This is a genomic window from Pantoea sp. CFCC18179, assembly GCF_059412405.1.
In genome coordinates, this window is the sequence record NZ_JBNBPM010000022.1 from 1 (window position 1) to 13,224 (window position 13,224).

The window sequence follows — 13,224 nt, forward strand, 5'->3', positions numbered from 1 at the left end:
GATACTTTCTCAGTCCAGGGCATAGTGAGTCTCCTCTGCTATGCCGTTTATAACTGTTACCCATGTGCCCGGTCTAAAGTGTTACCCATGTGGCCGGTTTGTACCTAAATGGCGACCCTACAATTGAAACCTCGAGATGTATGGTGTGCTCCAACTTCACTTTCAAATGAAACCCATCCCGCAATTAATGTGATCCATCTTCCGAACCGGTGGTTTGCCGGTTGTTAACTACGCATTATTTGTTATGAATGAAGCGTTATTATGTTTCATATGAAACTTAAAAGTTAACCATTCGGAGCATGCTATGAATACAACCTTCACCTCATTGCAACAACCTGATGATTTCAAACACAACGTTCGCCTGATGAAAAAGGTGTTAAGAGAGCAGATCGGCGATGTCGAAGGTTTGTTCGAGCAGGTCAGGAGCAAAATCGTCAGTGAGATTGCGGCAGCCCGTGCAGACGAGGCAAAACATGGCAGCGCGTGGCCGCAGGTAAGCATGGAAGATGTCGCGGCGGGCCGCATCAGCGATGAGGTGAAGCAACACATTCGCCGCCGTGGTTGCGTAGTGGTTAAACAGACGTTTCCCCGCGAGCAAGCGTTGGCCTGGGATGCGTCGATGCTGAAATACCTCGAGGACAACGATTTCGATAAGGTCTATTCCGGTCCCGGCGATAACTTTTTTGGCAGCCTTGATGCATCACGCCCGGAAATTTACCCGATCTACTGGAGCGATGCGCAGATGTCGGCGCGTCAAAGCGAGGCGATGGCGCAAACCCAATCGTTCCTCAACCGCTTATGGACTTTCGAATCGCAGGGCAAACGCTGGTTCAATCCTGACTTGAGCATTATTTATCCGGACCGCATTCGCCGTCGTTTGCCTGGCACCACCTCAAAAGGACTGGGCGCGCATACCGATTCTGGTGCGCTGGAACGCTGGTTGCTGCCGGCCTATCAGCAAGTGTTCGGCCACATCTTCAATAATCAGTTTGATCAATACGATGCGTGGAATGCCGCACATCGTACCGAAGTGAACGAATATCAATCCGGCACCACCACCAAATGTTCGGTGTTCCGCACCTTCCAGGGCTGGACCGCGCTGGCCGATATGCAACTGGGACAAGGTTTACTACACGTGGTGCCCGTGCCAGAAGCGATGGCCTATTTGCTGCTGCGTCCGCTGTTGAATGATGTGCCGGAAGATGAACTGTGTGGCGTAGCACCGGGCAAAGTGTTGCCGGTATCGGCGCAGTGGCATCCCGAATTGATTGACGGCTTGTGCTCGATTCCGGCGCTGCAAGCAGGTGATTCGGTGTGGTGGCATTGCGATGTGATTCACTCTGTTGCGCCAGTGGAAAATCAGCAAGGTTGGGGCAACGTGATGTACATTCCCGCCGCGCCGATGTGTGAGAAAAATGCGGCCTACGCCAGCAAAGTCGCGCAGGCGCTGGCGACGGGCGCATCGCCCGGTGATTTCCCGCCAGAGGATTATGAAATGCAATGGCGCGATCGCTTTACGCTCGACGCGTTAAATGCCAATGGCCGCCGCAGTCTGGGATTGGATTAAATTTCTGGTAAGCTTGGCAAAAATTCACTCGCAGCGGATGTTATGAACGCACGTCATCAACAGATAATCCAATTGGTTAGCGAGCGCGGTAGCGTCAGCGTCAATGAGCTGGCGCACACCACCGGCGTTTCCGAAGTCACCGTCCGCCAGGATCTCAACCTATTGGAGAAAGGCGGCTTTCTGCGCCGCGTTCACGGTTCGGCCGTGGCACCAGAAAGTGATGACGTCGGCGCGCGCATGCAAACCCGCTTTGCAGTGAAAAAACGCCTGGCGGAATACGCCGCTTCGCTGGTGAACAGCGGCGAAACGGTGTTTATCGAAGGCGGCAGCACCAACGCGTTGCTGGCACGTGAACTCAGCGAACGTGATGACATCACCATTATTACCGTGAGCCATTACATCGCCGGATTACTGCGCGAAAAGGGCGGCGATGTGATCATCCTTGGCGGCCTGTTCCAGAAAAGCAGCGAATCGGTGGTGGGGCCGCTGACGCGGTTGTGCATTCAAAGTTTGAATTTTCACAAAGCCTTTATTGGCATTGATGGCTGGGACGCCAGCACCGGTTTTACCGGTCGCGATATGCTGCGCTGCGATGTGGTGAATGCCATCATGGAAAAACCGACGCACACCATCGCGCTGACGGATTCCTCCAAGTTCGGCCAAATCCACCCGTTTGCCTTGGCACCCACGCAGCCGTTTCGCCAGGTGATCACCGACGGCGATCTCGATCTACCGTATCAGCAACTGTTACTGGAACAGGGCGTAGAATTGAGTTTGGTGTGAGGTTAACCCGCTAATGCATGACATGATGCCCGCACGATCAACTCGCCTTGCGCGATCAGGTGCAGCGGGCTGGCATCTGGATGCTGCAATCGGTGCATCATCGCCACGACCGCATTATGACCAATGGCGGTAAACGGTTGTTTCCAGGTGGTAAGCGGAATGCCGAGCAGTGCTGAGTATTCATTGTCATCGAAACCCACCACATTGATATTCACCCCACGTTGACTGCACAGCGACAGCAACTTCATCGCGGTGAAATCATTGGCGCACACCACATCCTGCGCGCCACTAGCCAGTAAAGCGGCGACAAATTCAGGCTGATTCAATTCACCTTCATGCTGCCATTCCGGCTGCGGAAAAATCCCTACGTTCTGCAACGCCAGTTGATAGCCGAGCATGCGCATGTGCACGGTATTGGCGGAGAAACGTTCGCAGAGAAAATCGATGCGACGTGGTCGATTGCCTAACAAATGGCGCGTCATCACGGTGCCAGCGGCCACATTATCAATGCCGATCAGATCCCAACGGCTGCGTTGCGGCCATCGCACCACATCGCTATCCAGCAAAACCACGCTAATGCCATCGCGCTCCAGTTTGTTCAGGATCAATTGGTTGATTTCACCGGCAAACGGGTGGAACTCAATCGGGATAAAGAACACGCCTTTTACGCCGCTGCGCTGATAGCGCTCAATCACCCCATCAATCTTGCTGATAATCGCCTGACGCGATGCGCCAGCGCCGAGCGTCATCACGCCATTCCACACTAAATCGAAGTTAAAAGGCTGCGAAAGTGCGGCGATGGATTTGAAGATCTGCTCAAACAGGAAGCCACTTTCATTGGCCTCCATACGCGGCGAGAGAATGCCCAACGCGATGCCAGGCTGATGATTCGCGGGCGTGATGGCATCAGTAAAAGTGATGTAATGACCTGAACCTTGCGTACTGCTGATCAGCCCTTGCTCGCGCAACCGGGCGAGGGCGCGTGACAAGGTGGGGCGGGAAACATCCAACTCAGCACACAACGTGAGTTCGGTCGGCAGGCGTTCACCATTGGCATAATCGCCGCGCTGAATGCGCAGGGCGATTTCATGATAAACGCGTTCCAGCTTGCCTGATTTCGCCATAATCCTGTTCACCCATTGCGTGGCTGTTCAATGCGCAGGCCCGCAGGCTGGCGCTGGAACACATTAAGGGAGTTAATAAGTAAAATCAAGCGACTGAAAAGAGCGCAAATTTGTAAAATTTTCACTCGATGAAAATCGACTACGACATTCCCATCCGAATCTTGTCACAGGCAACATAGCGCAGAAAAGCCGCTAAAACTTGTGACACAGCGCGTTATTTGGACATCGAAAGGCAATATGTAAACTGAAAGTGTTTAATTTGTGATCAAATCCAAAAGAAAAAGTAAAATTGTTGCGTAAGGTTGTACTCAGTTGTCAGGTCGTTTGCTTTACAAATTTGTAAAAATAGAACCCTACATCAGCCCCGATCAGGGCCAACTGAGGAATGACACATGTCTCGTTACCAAGAGCTGGTTAATGCCGTCATTGAAGAGAACAAGCAAACACTACTGAAGGTCGATGAACAGCAAATCGAACAGCTGATCGCTGAAATCCGCCAGGCCAAAACCATCCAACTTTATGCCATGGGACGCATGCAACTGTCGGTGCGAGGCTTTGCTATGCGCCTGAAGCACATGGGTTTTGACAGCTACGTGGTGTACGACACCACTACACCGTATCTCGGCGAAGGCGATCTGCTGATTGTGCACTGCGCGGTGACCAACGTAGAGCTGAACATCATCAAGCTGGCGAAAGAAGCGGGTGCGCGCATCGTATTGCTGACGGCGCATCCAGAGAATGAACATGGCCACTACGCCGATTTAGCGGTGCGCGTGCCGGGACAAATCTTTGGCGGCGCTGAGGAAATCGCGTCGATTCAACCGATGTCGACGCTGCTGGAGCAGGCGCTGTTTCTGTTCACCGATATCGTCACCATGATGCTGATTGAGCAGTGCGACATCAAAATGGATGCGATGAAAGCCAGCCACACCAATCTTGAAGGCCTGCCGCACAAGTTTGCTTAAACGTCGGAGCGCATAACCATGAAAGACGGTGACATCATTCAGATTGCCCACCTGGTTGAAGACCTTGATGCGGCGATGCAGCACTACTGGGAAGCTTTCGAAATGGGACCGTGGGATGTGTATACCTACGGCCCGCATAACGTGAATAACTCGATCTATCGCGGCCAACCGGCGGAACACATCTACAAAATCGCGGTGTGCTGGATCAACGGTGTACAGATGGAGCTGATGCAGCCGGTTTCCGGTTACAGCATCTACGACGAATACATCGAAAAGCATGGCTACGGCCTGCATCACCTCAAACTCTATTTTGCCGACTGCGAAAAAGCGCTCGAAGCCTACCAGGCGCGCGGTTACCAAGTGGTGCAGAGCGGCAATATTGGCGATGACGTTTTTTATTACCTCGATACCGAGGAGCGTTTTCAGGGTGCCGTGATCGAAATCGGTAACGCTGGCTCCATTCCCGAACCTGAACGGCGCTATCCCGCTGATTCTGTTTGATAAAGGATACAACAATGATGAAAACGCGTAATGCTCTCACGCTGGCGCTGCTGCTCGGCGTCACCACCATCAGCACCTCATTACCCCTGCAAGCCGCCGACGAATACACCATGGTCGGCATTCCTAAGCTGCGTTCAGCGTGGTTTAACGATTACGAAACCGGGCTGAAGAAAGCGGCCAAGGATTTCAAGATCGAAACGTTCCAGCAAGCGCCGCCGACGGCTGATGAAGCACAGCAGGTTGGCATCATTCGCGATGCCATCACCCAAGGTGCCAATGCGCTGTTAGTGGTGCCGAATAACGCCAGTTCAGTTGAGCCGGTGTTCAAGCAGGCGCGCGCGCAGAAAATCGTGGTAATTACCCACGAATCGGTGAATCAGCCTGAAGCGGACTACGACGTTGAAATGATCGAAAACGAAAAGTTCGGCAGCTACATGATGGATCAATTCGCTAAACATGCCGGTGGCAAAGGCGAGTTTGCTATCTATGTTGGCTCGCTGACGGTGCCAGCACACAACACTTGGGCGGATGCGGCTATTAAGCAGATGAAAGCCAAATATCCTGATATGAAGTTGGTGTCGGATCGTTTCCCAGTGAGTGAAGATCGCAACGCATCACGCCAGAAAACATTGGAGTTGTTGTCAACTTATCCCGATTTGAAAGGCGTGCTGGCGTTTGGTAGCCAGGGCGGTCCGGGCGCGGCACAAGCGCTGAGAGAGAAAGGGCTGGTGGGTAAACTCACGGTGATCGGCACCACCTCGCCGAAAGAGAGCGCCACCTTCCTGAAAGACGGTTCGATTACCGAGTCGATCTTGTGGAGTCCGGGCGAAGCGTCGTATGCGATGGCCTATATCGCCAAGCTGATTCTGGACGGTAAACGCGACCAGATTAAACAAGGTATGGAGATTCCAACTCTCGGCGTGCCGACCATCACCGGGCAGAACATCATCTTCGATAAGCCGCTGACCGTGACCAAAGACAATTACAGCAAGTACGATTTCTGATGTTAACGGTCGCCATCGCTGGCGGCCGTATCCCTTATAGGGTCGCCAGCGATGGCGACCTGGATCATAGCGCGGAGGTCACATGCAGTTTCTCTCGGTGGCAAACGTCACGAAAAAATTTGGCGGCGTGACCGCATTAAACGACGTCAGTTTCGATATCAACGAAGGAGAAGTGCACGGCCTGGTAGGTGAAAACGGCTGCGGCAAATCAACGTTGATGAAAATCATTGCCGGTGTTGAAGCGCGCGATCGCGGCAGCATGAGCATCAAGAATCAGCCGATTCAACGCTTTTCCGCCATGGACGCAGTGAAGCAAGGCATCGGCATCATCTATCAGGATTTGTCGTTGTTCCCCAATTTGACGGTGCTGGAAAACATCTATATCAGTCAGATGCTAAACGATCGTAAAGCGTTGGTGCGCAGCGCTGGCTACAAAGACAACGTGGAAAAAATCATTGCGCAGTTGGGCATTAAATTGGACCTCGACGCCAGCGTTGAAGAGTTGCCGATTGCCAAACAGCAATTAGTGGCGATTGCGCGCGCGCTGGTCAATCAATCCAAACTGATCATTCTCGATGAACCCACCACCGCGTTAACGCGCAGTGAAATCAATAACTTATTCACCATTCTGCGTCAACTCAAAGCGCAGGGCATCGCCTTCATCTTTATCAGCCATAAGTTGAACGAGTTGCTGGAGATTTGTGACCGCGTCACAGTGATGCGCGATGGCAAGGTGATTGATTGCCAGCCGACCACGCAACTGACCAGCGGTGATATCGAAGCGCTGATGTTGGGCTACGCGCTCACATTTGAACAACGCGCGTCCAGTGCCAGTGAAGAAGTGCTGCTAAGCGTGCGTAACCTCTGTAAACGCAACAGTTTCCAGGATGTCAGTTTTGATCTGCACAAAGGCGAAGTACTCGGCATCGCTGGTTTATTGGGGGCCGGGCGCACCGAACTGGCCATGGCGCTGTTTGGCGTGGAACCGGCGCAAAGCGGTGAAATTCGTCTGCACGGTAAACCGGTCACCATTAATAGCATCCATGCGGCGGTGAAACATGGCATCGCGTATGTGCCAGAAGACCGGCTGGCGCAAGGATTGGTGATGGAGCAGAGCATCGCCGCTAACGCGGCGATTTGTACCCTCGATCACTATCTCACGCCGTTAGGCTTGCTCAACGGCAGCAAAATGCGCGCCACGGTGGAGCAGTTGCTGAAAGGCATGCAGGTGAAATATGGCAGCCAGGATCAGCCGATTCGGATGTTGTCTGGCGGCAACCAGCAAAAAGTGGTGTTAGCAAAATGGCTGGCGATGCGTCCGCAAGTATNCAGGTGAAATATGGCAGCCAGGATCAGCCGATTCGGATGTTGTCTGGCGGCAACCAGCAAAAAGTGGTGTTAGCAAAATGGCTGGCGATGCGTCCGCAAGTATTCATCCTCGATAGCCCAACCGTTGGCATCGATGTCGGCGCGAAAAATTACATTTATCAAACGGTAAAAGCCAAAGCGCAGGAAGGCATGGGCATCATTTTCATCTCCGATGAGCTGCCAGAACTGCTCGCCAACTGCGATCGCATCATCATGATGCAGCGTGGTCGGCTGGGTAACAGCTGGCGCAGCGACGAGATTGATAACGAATCACTGCAACATGAGATGGAGCGTCAATGACGCTTGCGGAAGGAGAATGCTGTGGATGTGATGAAACTGCTCAAGGCACGCGAAACGCTGCTGCTGGTGCTGATTGTGTTGCTGTGTGTGGTGATCACCAGCATCAATCCCAACTTTATCGGCTTCGATAATCTCACCTCGCTGCTGAAATCCTGGACGGTGCTCGGCATTTTTGCCCTCGGCGTGCTGCTGGTGCTGATTTCCGGTGGCTTTGATGTCTCGTTCACCGCCATCGCGCAGGTGGCGCAATACGTGGTGGTGTTCTGGTTCCTGCAACTCGGGCTGGATAATATCTGGCTGGCGATCCTCTGCGCCTTGATGCTTGGCGCACTGATGGGCTTGCTTAACGGCGTCATCATCTATTACTTCAAAATTACCGCCATCATCGTCACCATCGCCACTAACAGCCTGTTTTACGGCGCGTTGTACGTAGTGACGCAGGGCGATCTGATTTACGATTTGCCACCTTCCATCCTCAGCCTGGCGGAGATCAAAATCTTCCCGCTGCAAGCCGCCAACGGTTCGTGGTACGGCTTGAGTTTGGTGACCTGCTTGTGGTTTGCGCTAGCGATATTTTTGCATCTGTTCCTGAAACACACGGTGCTGGGCCGCAGCATCTACGCGGTGGGCGGCAATGCGCTGTCGGCGGAACGTGTCGGCTTTAACCTGCGCCGCACCACGCTGTTTATCTACACCTTTGTCGGGGCGATTTCCGGTTTCGCCAGCATTATCCAAGTGTCGATTGTGCAAACGGTGATCCCCAACTCGATTGTCGGTTCGGAGTTGCAGGTGATTGCCGCCGTGGTGCTAGGCGGTGCCTCGGTGACCGGCGGACGCGGCAGCGTGGCGGGTACGTTGCTCGGCGTGTTGTTGTTCGCCATCTTGAGTAACAGCCTGACCTTGCTGAAAGTCTCGCCGTATTACTACAACGTGTTCACCGGGCTGGTGATTCTGTTCAGCGTATCGCTGAATGCGCTGCAAATTCTGCGGCAGAAAAGGGCGCAAGTGCGTGTGGTGATTGAACAATGAGGAGCAAAACCATGAAAACCTACACGCCGGCTCGGATGCGTTTAACCGCGGTGGTGGCAGAAAACTTGTCGCTGTATGTGGTGCTGATTGGGGTCTTTATTCTGATGTTTGCCCTCAACGGCGAGCGCTTTATCCGACCACAAAACCTGGTGTCGATGGCGTACCAATTGCCGATTGTCGGTTTGCTGGCGATTGGCATGATGATTTCCATGCTGTCCGGTGGCATCAATTTATCGATCATCGCAACCGCCAATCTCAACGGCATCATCATCGCGCTCTGTTTGCAGCATTTCTCGGCACAAGGCATGAAACTGGCGGGCGGCGAAGTCGTGTTATTGGCGGTGGTGCTGGGATTTGTCGCCTGCATGCTGGTGGGGGTGATCAACGGTTTGCTGATTTCGATCCTCAAGATCCCGGATATCTTAGTCACTCTCGGTACCATGACGCTGATTGCCGGCCTTAACGTGGTGTTGACGCGTGGATATACCTTGTCGGGATTCCCGGATGCGTTGCTGAATATCGGTAACGGCGAAAGTTATGGCGTACCGAATGCGCTGATTCTGTTTATTGTCGCGGCGCTGGCGGCTTCGGTGATCCTCAATAAAACCCGCTTTGGCTTTAGTCTGTACATGATGGGATCGAACGCCACGGCGGCGCAGTATGCCAACGTCAATCTGGTGAAAATCAGCGTGATGCAATATATGTTCTCGTCAGCGTTTGCCGCGCTGACCTCGCTGGTGATGATGGGACAACTTAACTCCGTGAAAGCCAGCTACGCCGACTCCTATTTGCTGGTGGCGGTGCTGGCGGCATTTCTCGGCAAGGTCAGTCCGTTTGGTGGTTTTGGTCGGGTTTCTGGCGTGGTGTTGGCGGTAATTATTTTGCAATTGATCTCCAGCGGCTTGAATTTGCTGCGCCTCGATCCATTTATGATCACCGCCACCTGGGGCGCAATCATTATCGCCATTGTGGTGAGTCGTGGATTGTTTTCAAATCTGCGTCAGCGCTTGCGCAGCCGTGATCAGTAGAGGTCACCATAAATGGCGACGCTACGACGAGATCAACGCCTGCGCGGTTAATTCATCGGTAATCAAGCCAGTGACTAATCCGCTGGCCAATACCGCGCGAATGGCGTCAACTTTGCTGGCACCGCCAGCCAATGCCACGATTTCGGCGCGATTCGCCATATCCAGTTCGACCGATAAGGTACGCGCCGTGAGGTTGGTGTGAATCATCTGCCCATTGGCATCGAAGAAATGGCCGAGCAGTTCGCCAACCGCGCCTGAAGAGGAGATGTCATTGATCTCTGCTTCATCAATCATGCCCGCTTCAACCAGCTGCGCAGCGGGTTCCACCGTGCCAATGCCCACCAGTTTCACTTCGCTTTGTGCCGCCATGGCGAACACTTCACTGACGCCGCGCTGTGCCAGCAACACTTCGCGATCTTCCTGGGTATTGGCGAAAAACGGCACCGGCATCATGTAGGCTTGTGCACCGGTTTTCTCGGCGATGCGATGCATAACGTCATGCGGATTCAATGCGTAATTGCGGGTTAAGCAGCCGAGCAACGAAACAAAGCGCATGTGCGGCGCGTCAATGCGCGGCAATTGATGAATGGCGGCGGAAAGGGTGCGTCCGTGTCCCAAACCCAGCGTGGTTGCGGGTGAGGAGCTGAGCAGGTTGCGCAGATAATCCGCGCCGGCCATGCCCAGCGCACGCACCGGCAATCCTTCTTCACCCAGATCCGGCGCAACGTGGCAGAAGTTAAGGCCAAAGCGTTCACGCAGTTGATCCTCCAGCGTCACGCACGCCACGATATCACCATCAATCGATACTTTTACCGCGCCTTCCGCCACCATGCGAGCGATCAGACGATGGGTTTTTACTGAAGGCAATCCCAGGCGCTTTGCCACTTCGGCTTGCGTTAAACCGCCAACGTAGTGCAGCCAGGCCGCGCGCAGGGCCAAAGATTCATCGCGTTCAGTTGAGGTTGGAGCCGGTTTCATGGTTTGTCCTGTTTTTTAGATGGTGCTTGCTGTCCCTCATCCCAACCTTCTCCCACAAGTGGGAGAAGGAGCCGATCGTGCGGTTTGCAGCTATCCTCACTCACCCCGCCAAATGCAGATCCTGCACGCCGGTATCGATATGTCCGGCCCAAAAAGCCACGCTCTCGGCAATCTCCGCCACCACATTACTGTCGCTGGGTTCGCGCTCTTTGAAGCTCAGTTCCAGGCAGATTTCATTATCCTGCGCTCCGCCACGCGACAAGGCGTCGAGCAGCGGCTGTGGCTGGATGCGGCCGCCGGCATTGTACTGCAATGTAAAAGGTCTGTGGCCGCCTTTATCCAGCATGCTCTGCTTAATGTGAATAATCGGCGAATAGCGCGGCACCGCTTCCGCCCATGCATACGGATCGTAATCGCGCGGGTCGGCAGATGTGACATCACCGTGATCGATATCGGCCATCATCCACATCGGCAGTGCAAAGGATTCTGCACTCAAACGCTGTTGCAGCGCCAGGCAAGCCGGGATGGTTTCGCCAAACTCGCGTCCAACACTCATCGGTTCCCAAAACAGGTATTTGAGTCCCGCCGCTTTCGCGTGTTCAGCGACGTCCGCCCAGCAATCAATCGCGATATCAATCAGCGCCTCACGGCGTTTAACATCGTTAAAATCTTGCTGGGTGAAAATTGCGAACTGCGATCCCACTGAATCGCCACCCAATTCAGCGGTGATATCAGCGAAGGTTTTGAACCAGTCAACGTAGTAGCGGCGTACCTCAACATCAGGATGACCAAAATGATTGAGGCGACCATACGGCCCGGTCATACCCGACGTGACGCGCACGCCGGTTGCCTTCATTGCTAGCTGCATGCGACGCGTCATGCGGTTGATGGTAGCGGCAGGCCAACCTGGATTGATAAATTCGTGCGTCAATTGCAGATCGCGGATGCGGATCTGCTGCGCCACGGTGTGAATCAAATCCTGCGGTTCGGCGAAGCGATTGACCAACGGATTGGTATTCAGTGACAGCGTTAATGGCATGATTCACCTCTTATCCCACATGCGCACGCAGCGGCGCTGGCGTAACAAAAGTGGCATCGAACCACTGCGTGAAGGCGTGCTGTTGTGCTTCGTCGAGATGCAGCTTGTGCTTGGTGCGACGCCACAACACATCTTCCGCCTGCTGTGCCCATTCGTTTTCCACCAAATAACGCACCTCGGCTTCATACAGTTGCCCGCCAAAATGTTGCCCAAGTTCGCCTAACGCCTTAGCGTGGCCGATCAGTTTGTCTATACGCGTGCCGTATAACCGAGCGTAATGCTTGCGCAGCGGCTGTGGCAGCCACGGCCAGCGTGCTTTCACCTGTTCTAAGAAGCTGTCGAAATCGGCATGCGGCATATCGCCGCCCGGCAAAGTGGCGGTGCGCGTCCAGTCCGCACCCATGTTGGGGAAGAACGGTGCCAGTTTCTGTATTGCGTGTTCCGCCAATTTACGGAAGGTGGTGATCTTGCCGCCAAAGACATGCAGCAGCGGGGCGTTCAGCTGATCGTCGAGGTCGAACACATAATCACGCGTCACAGCTGAGGGATTGCCTTTGCCGTCATCAAACAACGGACGCACACCGGAGAAACGGGTGATCACATCGCTGGGGCGCAGTTTGACTTTGAAGTAGCGATTTACCACATCAATCAAATATTGCTGTTCGCTGTCGTCGGCGGTCACCGCTTCGGCTTTGCCTTGCCACGGAATATCGGTGGTGCCAATCAGCGCTTTATCGCCTTCATACGGGTTGATAAAAATCACCCGTTTGTCAGTGTTCTGCACCAAATACGCCTGCTGACCTTCCCAGAATTTCGGCACGATGATGTGCGAGCCTTTCACCAGCCGCACGTTGCGATTACTTTTGGTGTGCGTCACCTGATTAACAATGTCCAACACCCACGGGCCGGCGGCGTTAACCAGCACTTTGGCAAACACGGTACGCGTGCTGCCGCTGGCGTCCTGCAAGGTGATTTCCCATTTTCCTTGATGGCGGGTTGCCGCCACGCAAGCGGTGCGCGGCAAAATGGTCGCGCCGCGTTCAGCCGCATCCAATGCGTTCAGCGTGACCAAACGCGCGTCATCAACCCAGCAATCGGAGTATTCGAAGCCCTTTTGATAGCTGTCTAAAATCGGCGCACCCTCAGGATCGCGGGCTAAATCCAGCGAACGCGTGCCAGGCAGTTTTTTGCGACCGCCAAGATGGTCATACAGAAACAGGCCAAGACGCACCAGCCACGCCGGGCGATCGGTTGGGCTGTGCGGTAACACAAAGCGCATCGGCCAGATAATGTGGGGCGCGGCGTTGAGCAACACTTCTCGCTCGATCAGCGCTTCGCGCACCAGACGAAATTCATAATATTCCAGATAACGTAGCCCGCCGTGCACCAGCTTGCCAGATCGCGAAGAGGTGCCTTGCGCGAGGTCATCTTTCTCACACATCATCACCGTTAACCCGCGTCCTGCGGCGTCGCGTGCAATGCCTGCGCCGTTAATACCGCCGCCAATGACAAACAGATCCAGCACGTGTTCACTCATG

The 13,224-nt window shown here is 54.0% G+C and carries 13 protein-coding genes; 9 read left to right on the forward strand and 4 right to left on the reverse strand.

The features are described from left to right. Positions 1-304 precede the first annotated feature (304 nt). A complete protein-coding gene (locus ACPUC7_RS23220) occupies positions 305-1,567 on the forward strand; it encodes a DUF1479 domain-containing protein (RefSeq protein ID WP_494924718.1) in 1,263 nt (420 codons plus the stop codon). Between the two features lie 42 nt (positions 1,568-1,609). Beyond that, a complete protein-coding gene (locus ACPUC7_RS23225) occupies positions 1,610-2,350 on the forward strand; it encodes a DeoR family transcriptional regulator (protein ID WP_494924719.1) in 741 nt (246 codons plus the stop codon). Between the two features lie 2 nt (positions 2,351-2,352). Here ACPUC7_RS23225 and ACPUC7_RS23230 read toward each other — a convergent pair whose 3' ends face one another. Continuing rightward, a complete protein-coding gene (locus tag ACPUC7_RS23230) occupies positions 2,353-3,474 on the reverse strand; it encodes a LacI family DNA-binding transcriptional regulator (protein ID WP_494924720.1) in 1,122 nt (373 codons plus the stop codon). 392 nt (positions 3,475-3,866) lie between these two features. Here ACPUC7_RS23230 and ACPUC7_RS23235 point away from each other — a divergent pair, with 392 nt between their 5' ends. The 7 genes from ACPUC7_RS23235 (at position 3,867) to ACPUC7_RS23265 (ending at position 9,669) form a co-directional block, all read left to right on the forward strand. Beyond that, entirely contained in the window at positions 3,867-4,439 is a 573-nt protein-coding gene (locus tag ACPUC7_RS23235; RefSeq protein WP_494924721.1) for an SIS domain-containing protein, read from the forward strand. 18 nt (positions 4,440-4,457) lie between these two features. Further along, a complete protein-coding gene (locus tag ACPUC7_RS23240; RefSeq protein ID WP_494924722.1) occupies positions 4,458-4,940 on the forward strand; it encodes a VOC family protein in 483 nt (160 codons plus the stop codon). Between the two features lie 14 nt (positions 4,941-4,954). Beyond that, the gene (locus ACPUC7_RS23245; protein WP_343552024.1) at positions 4,955-5,944 is read left to right on the forward strand and encodes an autoinducer 2 ABC transporter substrate-binding protein; all 990 of its coding nucleotides are present in this window, start codon (positions 4,955-4,957) and stop codon (positions 5,942-5,944) included. 82 nt (positions 5,945-6,026) lie between these two features. After that, positions 6,027-7,280, forward strand: coding sequence for a sugar ABC transporter ATP-binding protein (locus tag ACPUC7_RS23250; RefSeq protein WP_494924723.1), 1,254 nt, complete (start codon positions 6,027-6,029; stop codon positions 7,278-7,280). Continuing rightward, on the forward strand, positions 7,277-7,612 hold the full coding sequence (locus ACPUC7_RS23255) for an ATP-binding cassette domain-containing protein (protein ID WP_494924724.1): 336 nt from the start codon (positions 7,277-7,279) through the stop codon (positions 7,610-7,612). Before ACPUC7_RS23250 ends, ACPUC7_RS23255 begins: the two co-directional genes overlap by 4 nt. Before the next feature lie 30 nt (positions 7,613-7,642). Beyond that, positions 7,643-8,641, forward strand: coding sequence for an ABC transporter permease (locus tag ACPUC7_RS23260; RefSeq protein ID WP_494924744.1), 999 nt, complete (start codon positions 7,643-7,645; stop codon positions 8,639-8,641). A gap of 11 nt (positions 8,642-8,652) precedes the next feature. Further along, the gene (locus ACPUC7_RS23265) at positions 8,653-9,669 is read left to right on the forward strand and encodes an ABC transporter permease (RefSeq protein WP_494924725.1); all 1,017 of its coding nucleotides are present in this window, start codon (positions 8,653-8,655) and stop codon (positions 9,667-9,669) included. 21 nt (positions 9,670-9,690) lie between these two features. Here ACPUC7_RS23265 and ACPUC7_RS23270 read toward each other — a convergent pair whose 3' ends face one another. The 3 genes from ACPUC7_RS23270 to ACPUC7_RS23280 all read right to left on the reverse strand — a co-directional run bounded on the left by ACPUC7_RS23270 (position 9,691) and on the right by ACPUC7_RS23280 (position 13,223). Next, positions 9,691-10,647 carry a sugar-binding transcriptional regulator gene (locus tag ACPUC7_RS23270; RefSeq protein ID WP_494924726.1) on the reverse strand — a complete coding sequence of 319 codons (957 nt, stop codon included), beginning with the start codon at positions 10,645-10,647 and terminating at the stop codon, positions 9,691-9,693. A 100-nt stretch (positions 10,648-10,747) separates the two neighbouring features. Continuing rightward, positions 10,748-11,686 carry a sugar phosphate isomerase/epimerase family protein gene (locus ACPUC7_RS23275; protein WP_494924727.1) on the reverse strand — a complete coding sequence of 313 codons (939 nt, stop codon included), beginning with the start codon at positions 11,684-11,686 and terminating at the stop codon, positions 10,748-10,750. 10 nt (positions 11,687-11,696) lie between these two features. Next, positions 11,697-13,223 (reverse strand): glycerol-3-phosphate dehydrogenase, encoded by a 1,527-nt coding sequence (locus ACPUC7_RS23280; RefSeq protein WP_494924728.1) that lies wholly within the window; start codon positions 13,221-13,223, stop codon positions 11,697-11,699. Position 13,224 lies beyond the last annotated feature (1 nt).

What these genes read in the sequence shown, in the direction of transcription:
- ACPUC7_RS23220 (WP_494924718.1), top strand. Translation starts at nt 305, where the DNA reads ATGAATACAACCTTCACCTCATTGCAACAACCTGATGATTTCAAACAC.
- ACPUC7_RS23230 (WP_494924720.1), bottom strand. Translation starts at nt 3,474, where the DNA reads ATGGCGAAATCAGGCAAGCTGGAACGCGTTTATCATGAAATCGCCCTG.
- ACPUC7_RS23240 (WP_494924722.1), top strand. Translation starts at nt 4,458, where the DNA reads ATGAAAGACGGTGACATCATTCAGATTGCCCACCTGGTTGAAGACCTT.
- ACPUC7_RS23270 (WP_494924726.1), bottom strand. Translation starts at nt 10,647, where the DNA reads ATGAAACCGGCTCCAACCTCAACTGAACGCGATGAATCTTTGGCCCTG.
- ACPUC7_RS23265 (WP_494924725.1), top strand. Translation starts at nt 8,653, where the DNA reads ATGAAAACCTACACGCCGGCTCGGATGCGTTTAACCGCGGTGGTGGCA.
- ACPUC7_RS23245 (WP_343552024.1), top strand. Translation starts at nt 4,955, where the DNA reads ATGATGAAAACGCGTAATGCTCTCACGCTGGCGCTGCTGCTCGGCGTC.
- ACPUC7_RS23280 (WP_494924728.1), bottom strand. Translation starts at nt 13,223, where the DNA reads ATGAGTGAACACGTGCTGGATCTGTTTGTCATTGGCGGCGGTATTAAC.
- ACPUC7_RS23260 (WP_494924744.1), top strand. Translation starts at nt 7,643, where the DNA reads ATGAAACTGCTCAAGGCACGCGAAACGCTGCTGCTGGTGCTGATTGTG.
- ACPUC7_RS23235 (WP_494924721.1), top strand. Translation starts at nt 3,867, where the DNA reads ATGTCTCGTTACCAAGAGCTGGTTAATGCCGTCATTGAAGAGAACAAG.
- ACPUC7_RS23275 (WP_494924727.1), bottom strand. Translation starts at nt 11,686, where the DNA reads ATGCCATTAACGCTGTCACTGAATACCAATCCGTTGGTCAATCGCTTC.
- ACPUC7_RS23225 (WP_494924719.1), top strand. Translation starts at nt 1,610, where the DNA reads ATGAACGCACGTCATCAACAGATAATCCAATTGGTTAGCGAGCGCGGT.